The 17,856-nt window shown below is 70.7% G+C and carries 19 protein-coding genes and 2 pseudogenes; 13 read left to right on the top strand and 8 right to left on the bottom strand.

All coding sequences use genetic code 11. The annotated features are described in order from the left end of the window. Positions 1-89: 89 nt before the first annotated feature. Positions 90-479, bottom strand: a complete 390-nt coding sequence (locus ACFCZ1_RS36730; protein ID WP_376682647.1) for a MazG nucleotide pyrophosphohydrolase domain-containing protein — start codon at positions 477-479, stop codon at positions 90-92. Beyond that, on the bottom strand, positions 476-1,822 hold the full coding sequence (locus ACFCZ1_RS36725; RefSeq protein ID WP_376682646.1) for a beta-ketoacyl-[acyl-carrier-protein] synthase family protein: 1,347 nt from the start codon (positions 1,820-1,822) through the stop codon (positions 476-478). The genes ACFCZ1_RS36730 and ACFCZ1_RS36725 overlap by 4 nt, the downstream gene beginning before the upstream one ends. Positions 1,823-2,098: 276 nt before the next feature. Here ACFCZ1_RS36725 and ACFCZ1_RS36720 point away from each other — a divergent pair, with 276 nt between their 5' ends. From ACFCZ1_RS36720 to ACFCZ1_RS36690, 7 genes are all read left to right on the top strand, one after another. After that, complete coding sequence (locus ACFCZ1_RS36720; protein WP_376682645.1) at positions 2,099-2,905, top strand: helix-turn-helix domain-containing protein; 807 nt, start codon at positions 2,099-2,101, stop codon at positions 2,903-2,905. Positions 2,906-3,177: 272 nt separating this feature from the next. Beyond that, positions 3,178-4,179, top strand: coding sequence for a diiron oxygenase (locus tag ACFCZ1_RS36715; RefSeq protein WP_376682644.1), 1,002 nt, complete (start codon positions 3,178-3,180; stop codon positions 4,177-4,179). Beyond that, the gene (locus tag ACFCZ1_RS36710) at positions 4,176-5,108 is read left to right on the top strand and encodes a 2Fe-2S iron-sulfur cluster-binding protein (RefSeq protein WP_376682643.1); all 933 of its coding nucleotides are present in this window, start codon (positions 4,176-4,178) and stop codon (positions 5,106-5,108) included. Before ACFCZ1_RS36715 ends, ACFCZ1_RS36710 begins: the two co-directional genes overlap by 4 nt. A gap of 35 nt (positions 5,109-5,143) precedes the next feature. Beyond that, positions 5,144-5,941 (top strand): arylamine N-acetyltransferase, encoded by a 798-nt coding sequence (locus ACFCZ1_RS36705; protein ID WP_376682642.1) that lies wholly within the window; start codon positions 5,144-5,146, stop codon positions 5,939-5,941. Positions 5,942-5,945: 4 nt separating this feature from the next. Then, complete coding sequence (locus ACFCZ1_RS36700) at positions 5,946-6,515, top strand: RBBP9/YdeN family alpha/beta hydrolase (protein WP_376682641.1); 570 nt, start codon at positions 5,946-5,948, stop codon at positions 6,513-6,515. 10 nt (positions 6,516-6,525) lie between these two features. Beyond that, positions 6,526-7,746, top strand: coding sequence for an MFS transporter (locus tag ACFCZ1_RS36695; RefSeq protein WP_376682640.1), 1,221 nt, complete (start codon positions 6,526-6,528; stop codon positions 7,744-7,746). Beyond that, positions 7,739-9,007 carry an ATP-grasp domain-containing protein gene (locus tag ACFCZ1_RS36690; protein WP_376682639.1) on the top strand — a complete coding sequence of 423 codons (1,269 nt, stop codon included), beginning with the start codon at positions 7,739-7,741 and terminating at the stop codon, positions 9,005-9,007. The genes ACFCZ1_RS36695 and ACFCZ1_RS36690 overlap by 8 nt, the downstream gene beginning before the upstream one ends. Before the next feature lie 65 nt (positions 9,008-9,072). Here ACFCZ1_RS36690 and ACFCZ1_RS36685 read toward each other — a convergent pair whose 3' ends face one another. Beyond that, on the bottom strand, positions 9,073-9,813 hold the full coding sequence (locus tag ACFCZ1_RS36685; RefSeq protein WP_376682638.1) for a PP2C family protein-serine/threonine phosphatase: 741 nt from the start codon (positions 9,811-9,813) through the stop codon (positions 9,073-9,075). Between the two features lie 126 nt (positions 9,814-9,939). On the opposite strand from ACFCZ1_RS36685, the gene ACFCZ1_RS36680 reads away from it, so the two are divergent. From ACFCZ1_RS36680 to ACFCZ1_RS36665, 4 genes are all read left to right on the top strand, one after another. Beyond that, entirely contained in the window at positions 9,940-10,239 is a 300-nt protein-coding gene (locus ACFCZ1_RS36680) for a hypothetical protein (protein ID WP_376682637.1), read from the top strand. A gap of 208 nt (positions 10,240-10,447) precedes the next feature. Further along, the gene (locus tag ACFCZ1_RS36675; protein WP_376682636.1) at positions 10,448-11,053 is read left to right on the top strand and encodes a disulfide bond formation protein DsbA; all 606 of its coding nucleotides are present in this window, start codon (positions 10,448-10,450) and stop codon (positions 11,051-11,053) included. Positions 11,054-11,191: 138 nt separating this feature from the next. Beyond that, entirely contained in the window at positions 11,192-12,385 is a 1,194-nt protein-coding gene (locus ACFCZ1_RS36670; RefSeq protein WP_376682635.1) for an NAD(P)/FAD-dependent oxidoreductase, read from the top strand. Between the two features lie 143 nt (positions 12,386-12,528). Beyond that, the gene (locus ACFCZ1_RS36665; RefSeq protein ID WP_376682634.1) at positions 12,529-13,425 is read left to right on the top strand and encodes an RNA polymerase sigma-70 factor; all 897 of its coding nucleotides are present in this window, start codon (positions 12,529-12,531) and stop codon (positions 13,423-13,425) included. On the opposite strand, the gene ACFCZ1_RS36660 is transcribed toward ACFCZ1_RS36665, so the two are convergent. Both ACFCZ1_RS36660 and ACFCZ1_RS36655 read right to left on the bottom strand, forming a co-directional pair. Next, entirely contained in the window at positions 13,389-13,652 is a 264-nt protein-coding gene (locus ACFCZ1_RS36660; protein WP_376682633.1) for a hypothetical protein, read from the bottom strand. The genes ACFCZ1_RS36665 and ACFCZ1_RS36660 overlap by 37 nt on opposite strands. 117 nt (positions 13,653-13,769) lie before the next feature. Continuing rightward, positions 13,770-14,708, bottom strand: coding sequence for an alpha/beta fold hydrolase (locus ACFCZ1_RS36655; RefSeq protein ID WP_376682632.1), 939 nt, complete (start codon positions 14,706-14,708; stop codon positions 13,770-13,772). 128 nt (positions 14,709-14,836) lie between these two features. Here ACFCZ1_RS36655 and ACFCZ1_RS36650 point away from each other — a divergent pair, with 128 nt between their 5' ends. Continuing rightward, on the top strand, positions 14,837-15,472 hold the full coding sequence (locus ACFCZ1_RS36650; RefSeq protein WP_376682631.1) for a TetR/AcrR family transcriptional regulator: 636 nt from the start codon (positions 14,837-14,839) through the stop codon (positions 15,470-15,472). A gap of 299 nt (positions 15,473-15,771) precedes the next feature. Here the strand turns inward: ACFCZ1_RS36650 and ACFCZ1_RS36645 are convergent, their stop codons facing one another. Further along, entirely contained in the window at positions 15,772-16,110 is a 339-nt protein-coding gene (locus tag ACFCZ1_RS36645; protein WP_376682630.1) for a MerR family transcriptional regulator, read from the bottom strand. A 777-nt stretch (positions 16,111-16,887) separates the two neighbouring features. Here ACFCZ1_RS36645 and ACFCZ1_RS36640 point away from each other — a divergent pair. Then, positions 16,888-17,087 (top strand): annotated as a pseudogene (locus ACFCZ1_RS36640) (hypothetical protein); the annotation flags it as partial. Between the two features lie 111 nt (positions 17,088-17,198). Here ACFCZ1_RS36640 and ACFCZ1_RS36635 read toward each other — a convergent pair. Both ACFCZ1_RS36635 and ACFCZ1_RS36630 read right to left on the bottom strand, forming a co-directional pair. Further along, the gene (locus ACFCZ1_RS36635; protein ID WP_376682629.1) at positions 17,199-17,603 is read right to left on the bottom strand and encodes a CBS domain-containing protein; all 405 of its coding nucleotides are present in this window, start codon (positions 17,601-17,603) and stop codon (positions 17,199-17,201) included. Between the two features lie 46 nt (positions 17,604-17,649). After that, positions 17,650-17,856: pseudogene (locus ACFCZ1_RS36630) on the bottom strand (ATP-dependent helicase); the annotation flags it as partial.

The following is a 17,856-nucleotide window of genomic DNA, read 5'->3' as shown; positions in this document are numbered from 1 at the left end:
ACAATTATGGGGGGGCTGCCCCCCCGCCCGGGGGGGGCCCGGCCGCCGTTCTCCGGATCACGGGACGGCCGCCGGGCCGCGCAAGTGCCTCAGGACTGCTCGCGCAGGACCTCGGCCACGTTCGGCGGGCGGTACGAAGCACCCTTGAGCACCTTGCCGTCCTCCCGGTACGAAGGCCGCCCGTCCGGACCGAGCTTGGACATGTTGGCGCGGTGGATCTCGGCCAGTACCGCGTCGAGGTCGATGCCGTGCACGGCGGCGGTCCCGTACGCGATGTAGACCACGTCGGCCAGCTCGTGCGCGATGTCCGCCAGGCGCCCGGACTCCGTCGCCTCGGCGAGCTCGGCCACTTCCTCCTCCAGCAGGACCTGGCGGTGCCGGGCCAGTTCCGGTGCGACGCTGGCCGGGCCCGGCCCGACGCCGAGGCCGAAGGCCCTGTGGAACTCGCGGACCAGGTCCTGGGGAGTGGTGTCGGTCATGCGGCCCTGCCTTCTTCCGTGCGGTCCGTGCGGTTCCGGCGCAGGGCGAGGACCGCGTTGTGACCGCCGAAGCCGAAGGAGTTGCTCAGGACGACATCGCCCCCGGCCGGCAGGGGACGCGGCACGTGCGTGACCACATCCAGTTCGCAGGCGTCGTCGAGATCGTCACAGCCGATCGTAGGAGGAACGAGGCCGTGGTGGAGCGTGAGGACGGCCACCAGGGCCTCCACCGCCCCCGTGGCGCCCTGCAGATGGCCCAGGTTGCCCTTCACGGCGGTCACCGGGACGCCCGGCGCCCCGGCGCCGCGCTCGTCGAGGAGGCGGCGCAGCGCCGTGGCCTCGGCGAGGTCCCCTTCCACGGTGGCGGTGGCGTGCGCGTTGACGTGGACCACGTCGGCCGGGACGGAACCGGCGTCGGCGAGCGCGCGGCGCAGCGCGAGCACGATGCCGTCGCCCGAGGGGTCGGGCGCGACGATGTGGTGGGCGTCGGCCGACAGGCCCCAGCCGGCCGCTTCGCCGTAGATGCGTGCGCCACGTGCCACGGCGTGCTCCTCGGCCTCCAGGACGAGCATCCCGGCGCCCTCGCCGTGCACGAAGCCGTCCCGGTCCTTGGCGAAGGGACGGGAGGCCCGTTCGGGCTCGTCGTTGCGCGTGGACAGGGCCCGCATGGCGGAGAACGCCGCCATCACGGACGGGGTGATGGCGGCTTCCGTTCCCCCAGCCAGGACGATGTCGACGTGCCCGAGGCGGATCCGGTCGATGGCCTGTCCGATGGCTTCGGTGCCGGAGGCGCAGGCGCTCACGACGGTCCGTGCCTCGCCGGTGATGTGCAGGTCGATGGATATCTGGGCGGACGCCTGTGAGGGAACGGTCATCGGGGCGGTGAGCGGCGAGACGCCGCGCGGGCCCTTGTCGCGCAGCCGGCGGTCCCCGTCGACCAGGACGGGGGCGCCGCCGATGATGGTGCCGACGCACACTCCGGCCCGGCTCGGGTCGATGCCGCTCCCGACCGTTCCGGAGGCGTCCAGGCCCGCGTCCCGCCACGCCTCGCGAGCGGCGATCACCGCGAACTGGGCCGCGCGGTTCATCCGTCGCGCCTGGGCCTTGGGCAGCAGCTCGCCGGGATCCGCCGGCACGGTCCCGGCGATGCGCACGGGCTGGCCCAGGAACTCCTCACCCTCCAGCAGCCGCACTCCGCTTCGTCCTTCGAGGAGTCCCTGCCACAGGGCCGGGACACCGACACCGAGGGGGGTGATCGCGCCCAAACCGGTGACAACGACCCGGCGTCGTGTTGTCCGGGTCACTTCGACGGGCCGGCCGGTGGGTGTGGGCGGCTGGTGCATAGGGTTCCGCTTTCCTGTTTTTATGGCTCTCAACTGTCGGGGATTGCACGACAGTTGGATGCATGGAAGCCGTCTCCCAGGCGTTTGCACAAGACCCTGAGACGCTCGTCACTTACCCCCGTATTGGTGAGGAGGAGGCGACGGACAGTCACGAAAGAACGCTACACTTCGGCATGAGGTCAAGCGTCGATTACGTGCCATCGCAGGGGGAGTTTTACGATGGAGACATCTGGCGTTCATGATTCCGCTTTCGCGCCCGATCCAGCCCCTCGGGCCATGGAACTGTCACAGCTCCTGCGTGTCTGGCGAGTCGACGCGGGCGTCAAGCTGCGACGGGACAAGGCAATTCCGCAGAAGGAAGTCGCCGAGCTCATGGGCGTGAGCGAGCGCTGGTACCGGAGCCTGGAATCCGGGGATTCCGTCTCGCTTTCCAGTGACATACTCGCCCGGCTTTCCGAGGTGCTGGTTCTGGGGCCTGACGAGCGCATGGTCCTGTACAGCCGCGCACTCGACGGTGCCGGCGTCGCCCTCGCGGACGAGGAGGGCGAGGCCGAGGAACAGCTCGCGCTCCTGCAGCTGGTCACGGCGCAGACGCAGTTCCCCGCCTATCTCACCGACGGCTGCTGGAACATCCTGGGTTACAACACCCTCATGGCCGACTGGTTCCCCTGGGTGCTCGAACCGGGTGCCAACCTCATGCGCTGGGCACTGGCCGACCACGCGGCCCGCGAACAGATGCTGGACTGGCGCCAGCACGCGGAGGTCTATCTGGCCATGCTGCGGTTCGCCCTGGCCACGAGCTCCCACAAGGCGGCGCTCGACAAGCTCCTGCGGCACGTCCTGCGGGATCCCGAGTGCCGTCGGCTCTGGTCGCGGGGGCCGAAGGTCATCGCCTTCCGGCAGGGGCACCGCTACCGGCTGGACCTTCCGCACGTCTCGCCCGAGCAGATCACCGTCACCTCTCAGGTACTCCTCCCCGCCTACCAGCACGGACTGCGCTGCGTCATGCTGCTGCCGCAGAAGCCCGTCATGCCCTCACATGCCGTCATTCCCGTTCAGCAGGACCGAAGTCCGCTGCAATAGCCGCCACATTACAACGTTCGCGCGGACCGCGACCGGCAAAACTTTGCCGCTGGCGCTCCCTCTTCACCGGCGACCGGCAAACATTTGCCGGTCGCCTTTCATTTGTTCCGTTTCGCCGATTTTCAATGCCGACGAACCGGACAACTCCGTACAGCGGCAAACTTCTGCCGCTTGACGGCTACTTGGCTGAATGGACATCCTCGTGGCACCGAAAACGACACCACCACACACAGGTCGCACGAGGCCTGAGCAGTCACATGAAGGTTTAAAGCATGGCACTGCAATTTGCGAGTACGGCGAATAGAACCGTTCTCGCCCGCCGGCACCAGAATCGCCTCGACCAGGCTTCTGCAGAAGCCGACTACCGCAGCCGCTTCCGTACCTGGGAACGGATCGCCACCGTCCGGAACAACCCGATGCGGGTGCTGGACACCGATGGTGAACTGTTCTTCAGCCCCGAACTCGTGCCCGCCCTGTCGCACCCGCTCCTCGCGCAGGCCGAGCCGCACGTCCGTGAGACCGTGCTGGTCCACCGCCTCTACGAGTACCTCAAGTTCACGATCGACCTCGAGCAGAGCGCGGTCATCCCCGTCACCGGTCACATCAGCCGCGGCATGTCCGGGCTGGACCTGCCCGAGCCCATGCGCCTGGACGCCTTCAAGATCGTGACGGACGAGGCCTGGCACGCGCAGTTCACGTACGAGATCCTGCGCGGGGTCCGCGACCGCACCCGGATCGCTCCCGCCCTCCCGGACACGCCGACGTTCACCGCCGAGCTGGCGAGGATCCACGAAGAGCTGCCGAGCGAGATCCGCGGCCTGGACGAGATGCTCTTCGCCATCGTCAGCGAGACGCTCATCTCCTCGATCCTCGACGAACTGCCCCAGGACAAGCGGCTCCCCGAGGGCGTCCGCGACATGGTGGCCGACCACGCGGTCGACGAGGCCAAGCACCACTCCTACTTCTCGACGCTGCTCCGGTTCCTGTGGCCGGCGATGACGAGGAAGGAACGGGAGCTGGCGGGCCCGTACATACCGCAGCTGATATTCGCCTTCCTGGAGCCGGACTACACGAGCACGGCTCTGGGCCTGGGGGCCGCCGGCCTGGGAAGCCAAGAAGTGGAACAGATCATGAGCGACGTCTACTCGCGCGAGAAGGTCGTGGACGACGTGCGCCGCGGCGCCGCGCCCACCCTGCAGTACTTCGTCGAGGCCGGGGCCCTGGAGCACGGCGCCACCCTCGAGGCCTTCCAGGAATCGGGGCTGATCGCGTGAAGGCGGCGATCGTCCAGGCCGCCCGCGCCCTGACGCCGACGGTCACCCAGTACTGGCTGACCCATCCGGCCGGCCGCCCGAGCCTGCCGGCCGCCGTGCCCGGCCAGCACGTCACCCTGCGGGTGGGGCCGCGCTTCAAGACCTTCACGGTCGTGGCCGCCGACGAGGAGGGGTACGAGCTGGCGGTGCGCAATCGCCACCGCGGCGACCAGCGCGATCTCCTCTCGCCGCGGCTGCACGTCGGAGCACCCGTCAGGGTCACCGCTCCGGGCGGGCACTTCACCGCGGAGAGCTCCACGGCCTTCACCCATTTCGTGGCCGGCGGTGTGGGGATCAACCCGATCCTCGCCGTCCTGGCCGGCGGGCGGCTGCGCGGCTGGCGGCTCGTCTACGTCGACCGCGGCCAGGAGGAGTTCCCGTTCCTCGGGCGCATCGAGGAGCTGGCGGGGGAACAGGGCGGCAGCGTCGTCACCGTCGACACCGGCACGCAGGGCCGCCCCGACTGGTCCGACGTCGTCGCCGGCATACCGGTCGGCAGCACCATCGGCCTGTGCGGCCCGGACGCGATGGTCGCGGCGGTGCGTGCCGCCGTCGACCGGGCTCCGGGGGCCCGGTACCTGGTCACCGACGGCTCGGCGACGCGGTCCGCCGACGACACGCCCCCGTCCGTCGAAGTGGAGTGCGTCAAGACCGGCATCACCTTCGAGGCCGCCCAGCACCAGCCGTTGCTCGACGCGCTGAACCGCAACGGCGTGACCGTCCCCTCCTCGTGCCGGCAGGGCATCTGCGGGACGTGCGAGGTGGAGGTCCGTACGGGGCGGATCGACCACCGGGACGAAGTGCTCACCGAGCAGGAGAAGGCCGCGTCCAGCTACATGATCCCGTGCGTGAGCAAGTCGATGAGCACCCGGCTCGTGCTGAACGTCTGATGCCGGCGACCACCACCCCCACCAGAAAGACCCCCGTGAACGAGCTCATCGCCGGCTACGCCGGCCGGATCGGATTCCACGTGCCGTTGGAACCGACCATCGCGTGCCTTCGCCAGCTGCACGAGGCGCACCTGTACAACGTCCCCTTCGAGAACTTCAGCATGCACACCAACGCGGAGCGGGGCCTCACCGAGGAGGCCCTCCGCGAGGTGATCGTGGACCGTCGCCGGGGCGGCATCTGCTTCGAGACGGGGCGGATGATGCAGTCGCTGTTCGAGGAGGGCGGATTCGACTACGAGGTCCGGCTGGGCGCCAGCGTCAGCCCCAGGGGCCCGGCGACCCATCAGGTCTTCGTCGTGACGCTCGACGGCGAGCGCTGGCTCTTCGACATCGGATACGGGGCCCGCGGTCCCAGAGGACCGGTCCGGCTGGCGGACGGGGAGCGGCTGACGCACCCCGCCCTCTCCACCAAGGTCGCCCTCGACCGCGGTGCGGGCGCCCCGGTCTGGACGGTGTCGATCCAGGAGCACGCCGTCGGCTCCGCCGAATGGCAGGACATCTACCGCTTCGTCGACGCTCCGGTCGAGGCGGCCGATCTGGAGATGGCGCACTTCTACACGACGGCGTCACCCAACAGCCTGTTGAACAAGCACAAGGTGGCGAGCATCCCCACCCCCACCGGCAGGCTGAGCGTCCGGGACGGGCACGTGACGATCGTGCACGACGGAACCAGCTCCACGTCCCCCGTCGATGACGAAGCGCAGCTCCAGGAAGTGCTCGGCCGGCATTTCGGCCTCACCGTCCCCCTGCGTGACCTCGGGCTCGAAAGGTAACACCATGCATTTTCTGACCGTACCGGGGTACACCGGGTCCGGCCCGGACCACTGGCAGACGCACCTGGAGAACACGTACGAGGGCTTCTCCCGCGTGGTCCAGGACGACTGGGAGAGCGTCGAGCGCGACCGCTGGGTCGACAGGCTCGACGAGACCGTGCGCGGCATCGACGGGGAGGTCTTCCTCATCGGGCACAGCTGCGGCTCGGTGACCGTCGCCCAATGGGCCGCCACGAGGTGGGACAGCCGCGTCGTCGGCGCCCTCATGGTCGCTCCGGCCGACGTCGAGGCCGCCGACACGCTGCCGGCCATCAAGGGCCAGGCGCCGCTGCCCGCGGTCCCGCTGCCGCTGAAGACGCACCTCGTGCTCTCCGACGACGATCCGTACCTCCCGCTGGAACGGGGCCGGGCGCTCGCCGGAACGTGGGGAAGCACCGTCGAGGTCGTCCCCGGCGGCGGGCACCTCGCCACGAACGACGGCTACGGGGAGTGGGGCCATGTGGCCCGGCTGATCGCGCGGCTCTCCGGAACACCACTTGCAACCACCGATGGACGTGTCCGCTTTGCGCAGTAAATTCTCGTCGGTGCCACGGCCCGTCTACTTCTATCTCGCCGCCTCGTTCTTCATGGGGCTCGCCAACACCATCTTCGACGTGGTGTTCAACTTCTACCTCGCCGAGCGCGGCATCAACGAGGGCGACGCGGGCGTCATCTACGCCATCGCCACCGGAGCCATGGCGGTGGCGGTCGTCCCGCTCCTCTTCCTGGGCCGGTACGTGTCGCAGCGGGCCCTGCTCATCGGGGCGTCGGTGCTGTACACGGTGCCCTTCGCCGGTCTGCCGTTCGTGGCCTCGGTCGCCTCGGCCTCCGTCGTCCTCAGCCTGATCCTCGCCGGCATGCTCGGCCTGCTCTCCGTGGGCAACGCGATCGCGGGCAAGCAGGTCCCGGAGGCCGCCCGTACCCGCCTGTTCAGCGCGTTCTTCATCAGCTACCTGGGGGCCGGCGTCATCGGCTCCGCCCTGGTGTCCGCGGTCAGCGGCTGGCTCCACACCAGCGATCTGGAGAAGTACCGCTTCTTCCTCCTGCTGTCCTTCCTGGCGGCCTGCCTGATGCTCGTGCTGCGCTTCCCGTCGGCGCGGTCGGTGCAGCAGACCGCCACGGCGGTCTCGCACGAGGAGGTACGGATGCCGGGGGAGAAGCGCAACTTCGTGACCCTGTTCGTGGCGGCCGGTTTCCTGGGTGCCTCGATCGCGCTGTTCTTCCGGTTCGCCAACGTCCTGTTCTCCCAGGTCTACGACATCCCGGTGAGCGACATCTCGCTCATCCTGGGCACCGACAAGATCGTCAGCATCTTCGGCGCCATCTTCGCGCCCGTCCTGGTCAAGCGCTTCTCGCTGCGCCCGACGGCCGCGTTCTTCGGGATCCTGGCCGTCCTCGGCCTGCTGCTGCAGTCCCTGACCGTCCCGCTGATCGTCTTCGTCGGGCTGTACCTGCTGCGCCTGCTGTTCAACTACTGCCTGATGCCGCTCCTGGACACGGTCGCGATGTCGGGCTTCGCCCCGGCGCGGCAGATGTTCTCGATCGGCCTGCGCCAGTCGTCGTTCTACCTGGGCGGAGCCGTCGCGGCGGCCGTCTACGGCGAGCTGCTCGACGGCGGCCAGTGGCAGGCGGCCCTGTGGGTCTCGGCGGCGTGCGCCCTCATCGGGTCGCTGGCGATGACCCTGGTGCGCAGCGGTGAGTCCGTCCCGCGGAGCGGAAACGGAAACGGGAGCGGGAGCGAAGAGAAGGTGCTGGAGAATGCCTGAGCCCGCAACGACCGGAACGCTGGTGGTGGTGGACCCGTACTCCAGCGGAGGGGTCCTGGCCCGCCGCGCGCAGGAGCTGTACGGCCTGAAGTCCGTCGCCGTGCTGACGTCGGAGACCCTCCCGGCCGCCCTCACCGCGACGTACCCGGCCGGGGACTTCGCCGCGGAGCTGCGTTTCGCGGACGTCCGGACGACGGCCGCCGCCGTCGAGAGTCTGTGCGGCGGCCGGCCCGAGTTCCTCATCTGCGGGTCGGAGCCGGGCGTGGAGGCGTACGACCTTCTGGCCTCCCACTGGGGGATGCGCCCCAACACCGGTTCCTCCGAAGCCCGTCGGGACAAGTTCCTGATGCAGGGCCGGCTGCGCGACGCGGGCGTCCCGTACATCCCGCACCACATGGCGTCCGACACGGAGTCCATCGTCGAGTGGTGTGCCGCCGGCGGACTGGCCGAGTACGTCGTGAAACCGGTCAAGTCCTTCGCCACCGACGGCGTGTTCTTCTGCGCCGGCCTCGACGAGGTGCGCGCCGCGTGCGAGAAGCTGTTCGGGCGCCGTGACCTCGCCGGTGAGCTCATCACGGACGTCCTGGTCCAGGAGCGGCTCGTCGGGCCGGAGTTCGTCGTCGACTCGGTGTCCCTCGACGGCTCGGCCTTCGTCGTCAACATGTTCCGCTACACGAAGGAGACGGTCGAGGGGAACCCGGCGTACCGGGCGATGTCCTCGGTGGAGGTCGGCGACCACCCCGAGATCGTGGCCTACGTGGAGCGGGCCCTCGCCGCGCTGGGGATCGAGAACGGGCCCGCGCACAGTGAGCTCGTCCTCACCGCCGAGGGGCCGATCCTCATCGAGACCGGCGCTCGGATGCACGGCGGTCTGGGCCCGCGACTGGTCGAGGAATCGTCCACGCACTCCCTGATCGACCTGACGCTGGCCTCGCGCGTCGCGCCGGAGGAGTTCCTGCGCCGGACGACGGTGCGGCCGACGCTTCGGCAGGGCGTCGTCGAGTGCTTCCTCTTCGCGCCGGCGGCGGGTGTGGTCGCGGCGAACCGGGTGCGCGAGGCCACCGGGGAGCTCAGCAGCTATCTCTTCGACACCTGTGGGCAGGTTCCGGGAGACCGCGTCGAGAAGACCGTCGACCTGATCACTTCGTACGGCCGGGTGGTCCTCGCCCACCCGGACCCCGAGGTGCTCGAACGGGACATGGAGCACGTCCTCGACCTGGACCGGCGAGGGGCGCTCATCGAGGTCGTTCCGGGCGCGTAGCGCCGGACCGGACACGACGCAGCCCCGGGTCCGCGACCCGGGGCTGCGTCGTGCGCACCGGCCGCTCACGCGCCGATGCGCACCAGGGCGAGCGTGATGTTGTCCGGACCTCCGGCTTCGATGGCCGCCTTCCACAGCTCGAAGGCGGCCTTGCCGTCGTCGTGCACGCGCAGCAGGTCGTCGATCACGTCGTCGGGCAGCGGGTCGGTCAGCCCGTCGCTGCACACCAGGTAGCGATCCCCCGTGGACAGCGGGAAGGCCGCCACGTGGGGGGTGATGGGGCTGCGCCCGGGGCTGCCGCCGAGCGTCTGCGTGACGGCCGACGTGGTGCGGTGGCCGGGCGCGGGCGGCGGACTGTCGTCCACGCTGACCTGGTGCAGCCCGTCCTCGGTCGCGTGGAACACCTTGCTGTCGCCGACGTTGAACGCCAGCAGCGACTCCGCCAGTACCAGGGCGCCGGCGACCGTGGTCCCCATGGCGGTCAGGTCCGGACGGCCGTCGGTGGCCGAGTACACCGCGTCGTTGCAGCGGTTCAGAGCGTCACCGATCGCTTCCTCGCTGTCGAGCGCGGGACCGAGCGCGGCGAGCTCGCGGACGACCAGCTCGCTGGCGACCTCGCCGGCCGGCTGCCCCCCGAGCCCGTCGGCGACGGCGACGACGAGCGGCCTGCCGAGGGGGAAGAGCAGCGTCTGGGGGCTCAGGGTCACGGTCCCGCACAGCGTCCACGGGCCGACGGCGAGGCTGTCCTCGTTGTGGTCGCGGATGAGACCGACATGGCTCAGGGCGGTCACAGCTATGTACGCCACCACGACGACCCGCCTCTCCTCAAGGGCTGACGCGTCACTCCTCTCCCATTGTCACGCTGCTCGGCATGCGGTGTGCGACCTGCCGGAGCACGCTGGTCGTGGGGCCCGAGGAAAGGACTGCGCGCGATGTTCGCGAGGCTGAGCACCTACCAGGGATCACCGGTTCCCGCGACGGGAGACCTGACCGCGCATACGGAGGAGATCGTCCGGCAGGTCCAGGACGTCCCCGGCTTCCGGGGCGTGTACTACCTCGTCGACCGGGCCTCGGGAAAGGCCAAGTCGCTGACCCTGTGGGAGGACGAGCAGACCATGCGGGCGAGCGAGGACCGGGCCGCCCGGATCCGCGAGGAGACGGCCCAGCGCGAGGGCCAGCGGATCGTCTCGGTCGAACACTTCGAGGTGGCCTTCAGCCGCCTCCAGCCGTAGCCGCGACAGCCGGCGGGGCAGGGGTGGGCGCGGGGAGGGGCGCCGGGACCGGCCGGGACCCGGAACCGGCCCGGGACCGGCCAGGACCCGGAACCGGCCCGGGACCGGCCAGGACCCGGAACCGGCCCGGGACCGGCCAGGATTGGCCCAGGATTCCCGCGGGGAAATGGCGTTACTGACGGGGCTGCCCCGCTCCTAGCCTGAGCCGGTGACCAACAGAGTCGATTTCTACTTCGATCCCATCTGCCCGTTCGCCTGGATCACTTCTCGCTGGATGCTGGAGGTCGAGCGTCACCGCGACCTCGACCTCACCTTCCGCGTCATGAGCCTGTCCGTCCTCAACGAGGGCCGCGAGGACCTCCCCGAGCGCTACCGAAGACTCCTCGCCACGGGCTGGGGGCCCGTACGCGTCTGCACCGCCGCCGCCCAGCAGTACGGCGACGAGGTCCTGCGCGGCCTCTACACGGCACTCGGCACCCGCCTCCACAACGAGGACCGGGCCGCCGATGCCGCTGTCATCCGGGAGGCCCTGGCCGAAGCGGGCCTCCCCGAGGACCTGGCCGGCGCGGCGGACGGCACCGAGTACGACGACGCGCTGCGCAAGAGCCACCACGAGGGCATGGACCCGGTCGGCGAGGAGGTGGGCACGCCCACCATCCACATCGACGGGACCGCCTTCTTCGGCCCGGTCCTCACCTCGATACCGCGCGGCGAGGACGCGGTGCGCGTCTTCGACGGCGTCCGACTCCTGGCCGGCTACCCGAACTTCTTCGAACTCAAGCGGACCCGGACAGGGGCGCTCGACTTCACCTGACCGGATCCGGGGCGGGCCGCGAGCTCGCCGGGGGCGGCGGCGCCACCGACCGCCGTGGAGTGATCCGGGTCACGTGCTGTCACAGGGACCGGCCGCGCGGTGTCTTGAGGTCGAACCCCTGAAGACGGAGGAGACACCATGACTGGGCACACCGAAGTGGTCGTGATCGGCGGCGGGTACGCGGGCGTCATGGCCGCCAACCGGCTGACGCGGCGCGACGACGTGACCGTGACGCTGATCAACCCCAGGCCGGACTTCGTCCACCGCATCCGCCTGCACCAGCTGGTGGCCGGGTCCGACGACGCGGTCGTCGACTACCGGGAGGTCCTGGCCGACGGCGTCCGGCTGGTGGTCGACACCGTGACCCGGATCGACGCGGCCGGGCGCGGTGTGGCGCTGGCGACCGGCGGGACGGTCGGCTACGACTACCTGGTCTACGCGGTGGGCAGTGGCAGCGCCGACCCGAGCGTGCCCGGGGCGGCCGAGTTCGCCTACCCGATCGCCGGCCTGGAGGAGGCGCAGCGGCTGCGTCCGGTTCTCGACGCCGCGCCCGCGTCGGCCGCGGTGACGGTGGTCGGAGCCGGTCCGACCGGCATCGAGACCGCCGCCGAGCTGGCGGAGCAGGGCCGCGCGGTGACCCTGGTGTGCGGCGGGGTGCTCGGCCCGTACCTGCACCCGCGCGGCCGGCGCTCGGTGGCCGGGCGGCTGGCCGCGCTCGGGGTGACCGTGCTCGAAGGCGCCGGTACCGAGGTGACGGCGGTGACCCGCGACGCCGTGCGGCTCGGTGACGGCCGCGAGGTCCCGAGTCACGTGACCATCTGGACCGCCGGCTTCGGCGTGCCGGACCTGGCCGCGCGCAGTGCGCTGAGCACCGACGCCCTGGGCCGCCTGCTCACGGACGAGACGCTGACCAGTGTCGACGACGTACGCATCGTCGCGGCCGGGGACTCCGCGGCGCCGTCGAACCTGCCGCTGCGGATGAGCTGCCAGGCCGCGATGCCGCTGGGCGCGCGGGCCGCCGACACGGTGCTCAGCCGGATCGCGGGTGAGCGGCCCGCGACCCTCAACCAGTCGTTCGCCGCCCAGTGCCTCAGCCTGGGCCGGGGCGCCGGCATCTTCCAGTTCGCCAACCGGTCCGATGTCGCGGTGTGGTTCAACATCGACGGCCGCCTGGGCGCGAAGGTCAAGGAGACCGTGTGCACGGGCGTCGTCAAGCACCTGGCGGACGAGGCCCGCGAGCCCGGTGGCTACAGCCTGCACCGCATCCCGGGAGGCGCCGCGCGCCGGCGGCGGCTGGAGGCCGAGCGCGGCGGGGTGTTGGCCGCTTCCTGAACGGGAGCGGGCAGCCCGGGACATCATCACCACAGACAGCACCACCACCACGACCGCCGTACGCGAAAAGGGGACCCCACCGTGTATGCACGATCCGCCGCCGCCGTCGGCCGGTGCCGGCCGCGTAGGAGAGGGGCCGGGACATGAACGGCCACGCCACCGACCCGGCGACCGAGACGTTCGTCGCCCACCGCAATCTGCTCTTCACCGTCGCGTACGAGATGCTCGGATCGGCCGCCGACGCCGAGGACGTCCTGCAGGAGACCTGGCTGCGGTGGGTCCAGGTCGACCTGGAGCAGGTGCGCGACCAGCGCGCCTACCTGGTTCGGATCACGACCCGGCAGGCGCTCAACCGGCTGCGCACGCTGTCGCGCCGCAAGGAGTCGTACGTCGGCCCGTGGCTGCCGGAGCCGCTGCTGACCGCGCCGGACGTGGCCCAGGACGTCGAGCTCGCCGAGAGCGTGTCCATGGCGGTCATGCTCGTCCTCGAAACGCTGTCGCCGACCGAGCGCGCCGTCTTCGTGCTGCGCGAGGTGTTCGACGTCGGCTACGACGAGATCGCGGCGGCCGTCGACAAGAGCCCCGCGGCCGTCCGCCAGATCGCCCACCGCGCCCGCCGGCACGTCGATGCCCGCCGCCCCCGCGAGGTGGTCTCCCAGAGCGAGACACGGGCGGCCGTGGAGTCGTTCCGGCGGGCCCTCGACGGCGGGGACCTGCAGGGCCTGCTCGACGTGCTCGCGCCCGAGGTCGTCCTGATGAGCGACGGCGGAGGCATCAAGCAGGCCGCGGTGCGGCCGATCACCGGCGCCGACAAGGTGTCCCGCTTCATCGTCGGCGGTCTCGGCAAGCACCAGGTCCCGATCACCGTCGGCATCACCGTGGTCAACGGCAGCCCGGCGCTGGTCGTGCACCTGGACGGGGAGCTCGACGGCGTCATGGCGGTCCGCGTCGAGGACGCCCGCATCACCGGCCTCTACTACGTCCGCAACCCGGAGAAGCTGTCTCACGTCCGATCCGAGATCCCGCTCACCCTCCGGTGAACTCCCCGTCGTGACGGGGCCGCCGGGAGGAGGGCAGGGCCGGCGGCCTGGCGCAGCAGGGCGATCGGCTGATCGACCGTCGTCGACCTGGTCTTCATCCCGTAGGGCTCCTGCTCGTCCTCGTTGAGCAGTTCCCGGCTGTCCGGGTCGCGGGCGATGTGGACCCGCATGTAGGGGATGGTGTCCCCCTGCGCGAAGAGCTTCCCCTCACGCCATTTCGGGATCACCCGGTTCGGTCCCGGGCGCAGCGGTGGCAGCCCGTGCGTTCGGCCCGGCCGCCGTCCCGGCCGGCTCGTACGAAGGCCGCCCCGGCCCGCCGGGAGCGGTGTTCCCCGCCGCGGGTCCTACGCGTCGACCGCGGCAGGGTCGAGGGAATCGACGTCTTCCATGAAGCTCAGCATCCGGGCGTTGACCACGTCGGGGTGGTCGATCTGCGGTCCGTGGCCCGTCGCGGCGATGATCTCGGCGCGGGCGCCGGTCACGAGCCGCGGTACCCGCTCCAGCTGCCGCTTCGGGTGCACGAGCAGGCTGTGCTTGCCCATGATGACGTAGAGCGGGGTCCGGATGGAGCGCAGCGCGTCCTCGGCGAGCGGCAGCGGCGCGGGGCGGCGTATCCGGAACGCGCGGGCGCCGAGCTGGATCCACTTGCGCATCTCGGGAACGGCGATGACCGGCTGGTCCAGCCAGGCGGCGAGGCGCGGACGCAGGGCCTTGGGCGCGAAGGTGGCGAACAGGCTGACGAACACCCAGGCGAAGAAGCGCAGCCCCACCTTCTCCAGGCCGCCCGGGTCGAGGGCGGTGACGGAGGCGAGCCGTCCGGGCCGGCGGTGGGCCTGGTTGAGCACCAGCCAGCCGCCGTAGGAGGAGCCGACGAGGTGGACCCGGTCGAGGCCGAGTGCGTCGAGGGCCTCGTCCATCCACTGGGCGGCCCGCTCCGGCTGCCACATGGGCTCGCGGTGGACGCTGCGGCCTGCGTCGCCGGGGGTGTCGAGGGCGTAGACGGGGCGGTCGAGGCTGAGCCCGGGGGTGTTGGGGTACCACATGGCGGAGGAGTAGCCGGCGCCGTGGATCAGGACGATCGGGGTGCGGGATGCGGCTGCGGGGTCCTCGGGGCCGTACCGGTAGACGTGCGTGGTGCCGAAGCTGGTCTCGACATCGGTCTCGGAGCGGAGGGGCGCCCCCATCGCGTAGAGCACGTCGCCGGCGGCGAAGTAGCGGTCGCGGAGCTCGTCGTTGACGTAGCGGCCGACGTCGCGGCGCACACGGGTCGTGTTCTCGGGCACGGGGCACCTCCGGGAAGTTCCGTTCTTCGTGATACGACCGTACCATGATGTTGATACGGCGGTACCATGAAGAGGGTCCGGGGAACCCGGATCGCGAACCCACCACCGACGGGCGGAGACACCGGCACATGCCGAAGCGCGTGGACCACGAGGAACGGCGCACCCAGATCGCCGAGGGGCTCATCCGGGTCGCCGGACGGCGAGGACTGCACGCCGTCGGCATGCGCGACGTGGCCGCCGAGGCCGGCGTCTCACTGCGGCTCGTGCAGTACTACTTCGAGACCAAGGAGAAGCTCCTCTTCTACGGGCTCCAGCACCTGACCGACCGGTTCACCGCACGCGTCGGCGCCCGCCTGGCCGCCGCGGGTCCGGACCCGGGCCCGCGCGCGACCATCGAGGCGCTGTTGCTGGCCTCCCTCCCGACCGATGAGGAGAGCCGCACCTTCCACCTCCTCTACAGCTCCTACGCGATCCTGTCCGTGACCGACGAGGCGCTGGCCGCCCAGCCCTTCATCGACAATCCCGACGCCGCGGAGAACGCCCTGACCGGCCTCCTCGAGCAGGCCCAGGGGTCGGGGCTGGCCGATCCCGGCGTCGACGCGCGCACGGAGGCGATCAGCCTGCTCGCCATGGCGGCGAGCATGGGCACCAGCATCCTCGTGGGCCAGCGGAGTCCGGAGTCGGCCATCGCGGTGCTCCACCACCACCTGGACCGGATCTTCGCGACCGTCGGGACGCCGCTGCCCGCGACGGGGGAGCGGTGACGGGGCCGGCGAGGGGGCCGGCGAGGGGCGCCTGACGATCGGCGGGTGAGGGGAGGGGGCCGTCGGGCGTCCCCCTCACCGGCTCTGTGCGCCGTCGGGTCCGCACGGCACGGGCCGCGCCTCCGCAGCCCGTCCGCGGCTGTGCTGTGTCGGTGAGGGACCTGGGTGAGGGACCTGGCGGCCTCAGGCACTGGCGGTCGCCCATGCGTCGGGGGAAGGCCTTCCACCCGGCCGGATCGGCCGGTTCGTGGTCGCGTGCAGGACGCGCCGGCCCGCCGATACCGGCGGGCGCGCTCACCTCAGGCCGAGGCCGACGGGTCGGAGGATTCGGCGGCGCGGCGGTATTCGGCGTTGATGCGCTGCGCTTCTTCGAGCTGGTCTTCGAGGATGACGATGCGGCAGGCGGCCTCGATGGGGGTGCCCTGGTCGACGAGTTCCCGGGCGCGGGCGGCGATGCGCAGCTGGTAGCGGGAGTACCGGCGGTGTCCGCCCGCAGAGCGGAGCGGGGTGATAAGGCGGGCTTCGCCGATGGCGCGGAGGAAGCCCTGGGTGGTGCCGAGCATGTCCGCGGCCCGGCCCATGGTGTAGGCGGGGTAGTCGTCGTCGTCGAGACGGCCGAACGAGTCGTCTGCTGTCATTGCACCTCTCTCATGGAACGCGTGGAGGGGCCCTGGTGCGTACGGCACCAGGGCCCCGAAGGAACTACTACACCATCTGCCGGCTCTAGTACTGCGCCGGCCTTCTGTTTCCGCCGACCCGACCTGGATGCTGTCGGGGGTGCGGGGATCGCGGTTGCTTGACCGGAGACCACCTCACTATCGATGTCCTGCGGTACCCGGGCTCACTATGTCCGCCCGGGCGATCCTGATGGCGCGGGGCTCCTCCGTTCTTCCCTCGGTGATCAACTACTTACCCAACGGGGAACTGCATCCTGCTGGTACTGCTCGTACTACTGGTACTGCTGGTGATGCGAACTGCTCAGTGGCCTGCGACAGCGCCACTCTCCGGCAGCCAGCCCCGTCGCCCATCGTGCGTCTGCTCTGGCTTGGAACCCCACTGCCGAACCTCCCGGTGCGCGCGTCCGCAGCCGACGCCTTCACCGAGGTACTGCTCTTCGACTCCACTGCTGGTTACTGCGACCTGCATTTTTACGGGTACCGCCACTGCGTTACTGCGGTACTGCTCACGGCGGCCCCTGATCACTGCGGGCCACCCGGTCCGGTCGTCAGTCCCGTCGCCGTCCTGCAACCGCTCTGGCTTCGGAACTCCACCACCGAACCGTCCTGCGAACTGCAACTGCGGGTAATGCCGCTCGGCAGTTCGTCTCTGCCAAGCCCTGCTGTCTCTCTGGGCTACGAGAGAAACCATAACCAGGCCACCGCCCAATGTCTACTCTGGCCGAGAGAGATTTTTATGTGCCCCGAGGAGAGCTAGACCTACACGGCCGCGCCAGGACGACCGTGGTCACCGGTGGCGCCGTCATCCCGGTCGGCCGGCTGCCGAAGCCGTGCCGGCTGCCGAAGCCGTGTGGAGGCAGCGGGTGTCGGAGGTCCTGAGGGACTCGGCCCGCCCGGGCGAGTTCTCCGCCGTCTTCACCGCCACGACACGGGCGGAAAGACGAGGGAGGGCCCGACCGGCGCGTGCCGGTCGGGCCCTCCCTCGCTGTTCGGTTGTCGACGCGCACCTTTCCCCCGGTCGGACCGCGGTACAGACCGCGGTGAGGGGTTCAGCGTGCGAGGGCCAGGATGCCGAGAGCGCTGCCTTGCTCGTCGACGACGGGCAGGGCGTCGAGCCGGCGGTAGCGCATCGCGTGTTCGGCCTCGGCCATCGTGGTCAGGGGCGGGACGAACGGCACGCGGTCGCCGAGGACGTCGCGCAGCCGGACCCGGTCCGTGTACGCGTCGCTGTCACGGACGGCGGCGAGCTGGGCCCGGGTGACCAGTCCGGTGTAGAGACCGTCCTCGTCGCAGACGAGCAGATGGCCCGCGCGGGCACTGGTCATGACGCACAGGGCCACTTCGACCGTCATGTCGTCCCAGATCTGTGGGCCGGCCTCTTCCATGGCATCGTCCACGGTCCGGGGCACGGGGTCGGCGTGCGCCGAGCGGGGCTGCATCCGGACCAGCGTCACGAGGTGCCTCCTGCAGAGTCGGGTCAGCTTCCTGATCAAGTGGTTCTCAGGCCGCCGCGTCGAAGGCGGACTGACGCACGCTCGCGCGCCGGGCTGCCGCCGAAGCGGGACTGCGCCGGCCGCGGGAGGCGGCGCTGCGCTTGGGCCGCTCGGAGACCGGCGTGGTGATGGTGACGGGGATGCCGGAGGGTGTCTGGGCTCCGGTGATGCGGGTGAGGGCTTCTTCGCCGGAGTGGACTTGGGTGGTGTGTGC

Origin of the sequence: Streptomyces sp. NPDC056224, from assembly GCF_042267665.1 — a bacterium.
GTDB lineage: Bacteria > Actinomycetota > Actinomycetes > Streptomycetales > Streptomycetaceae > Streptomyces.
The sequence above is the reverse complement of the archived record's forward strand: the minus strand, read 5'-3'. Positions and strand labels throughout refer to the sequence as shown.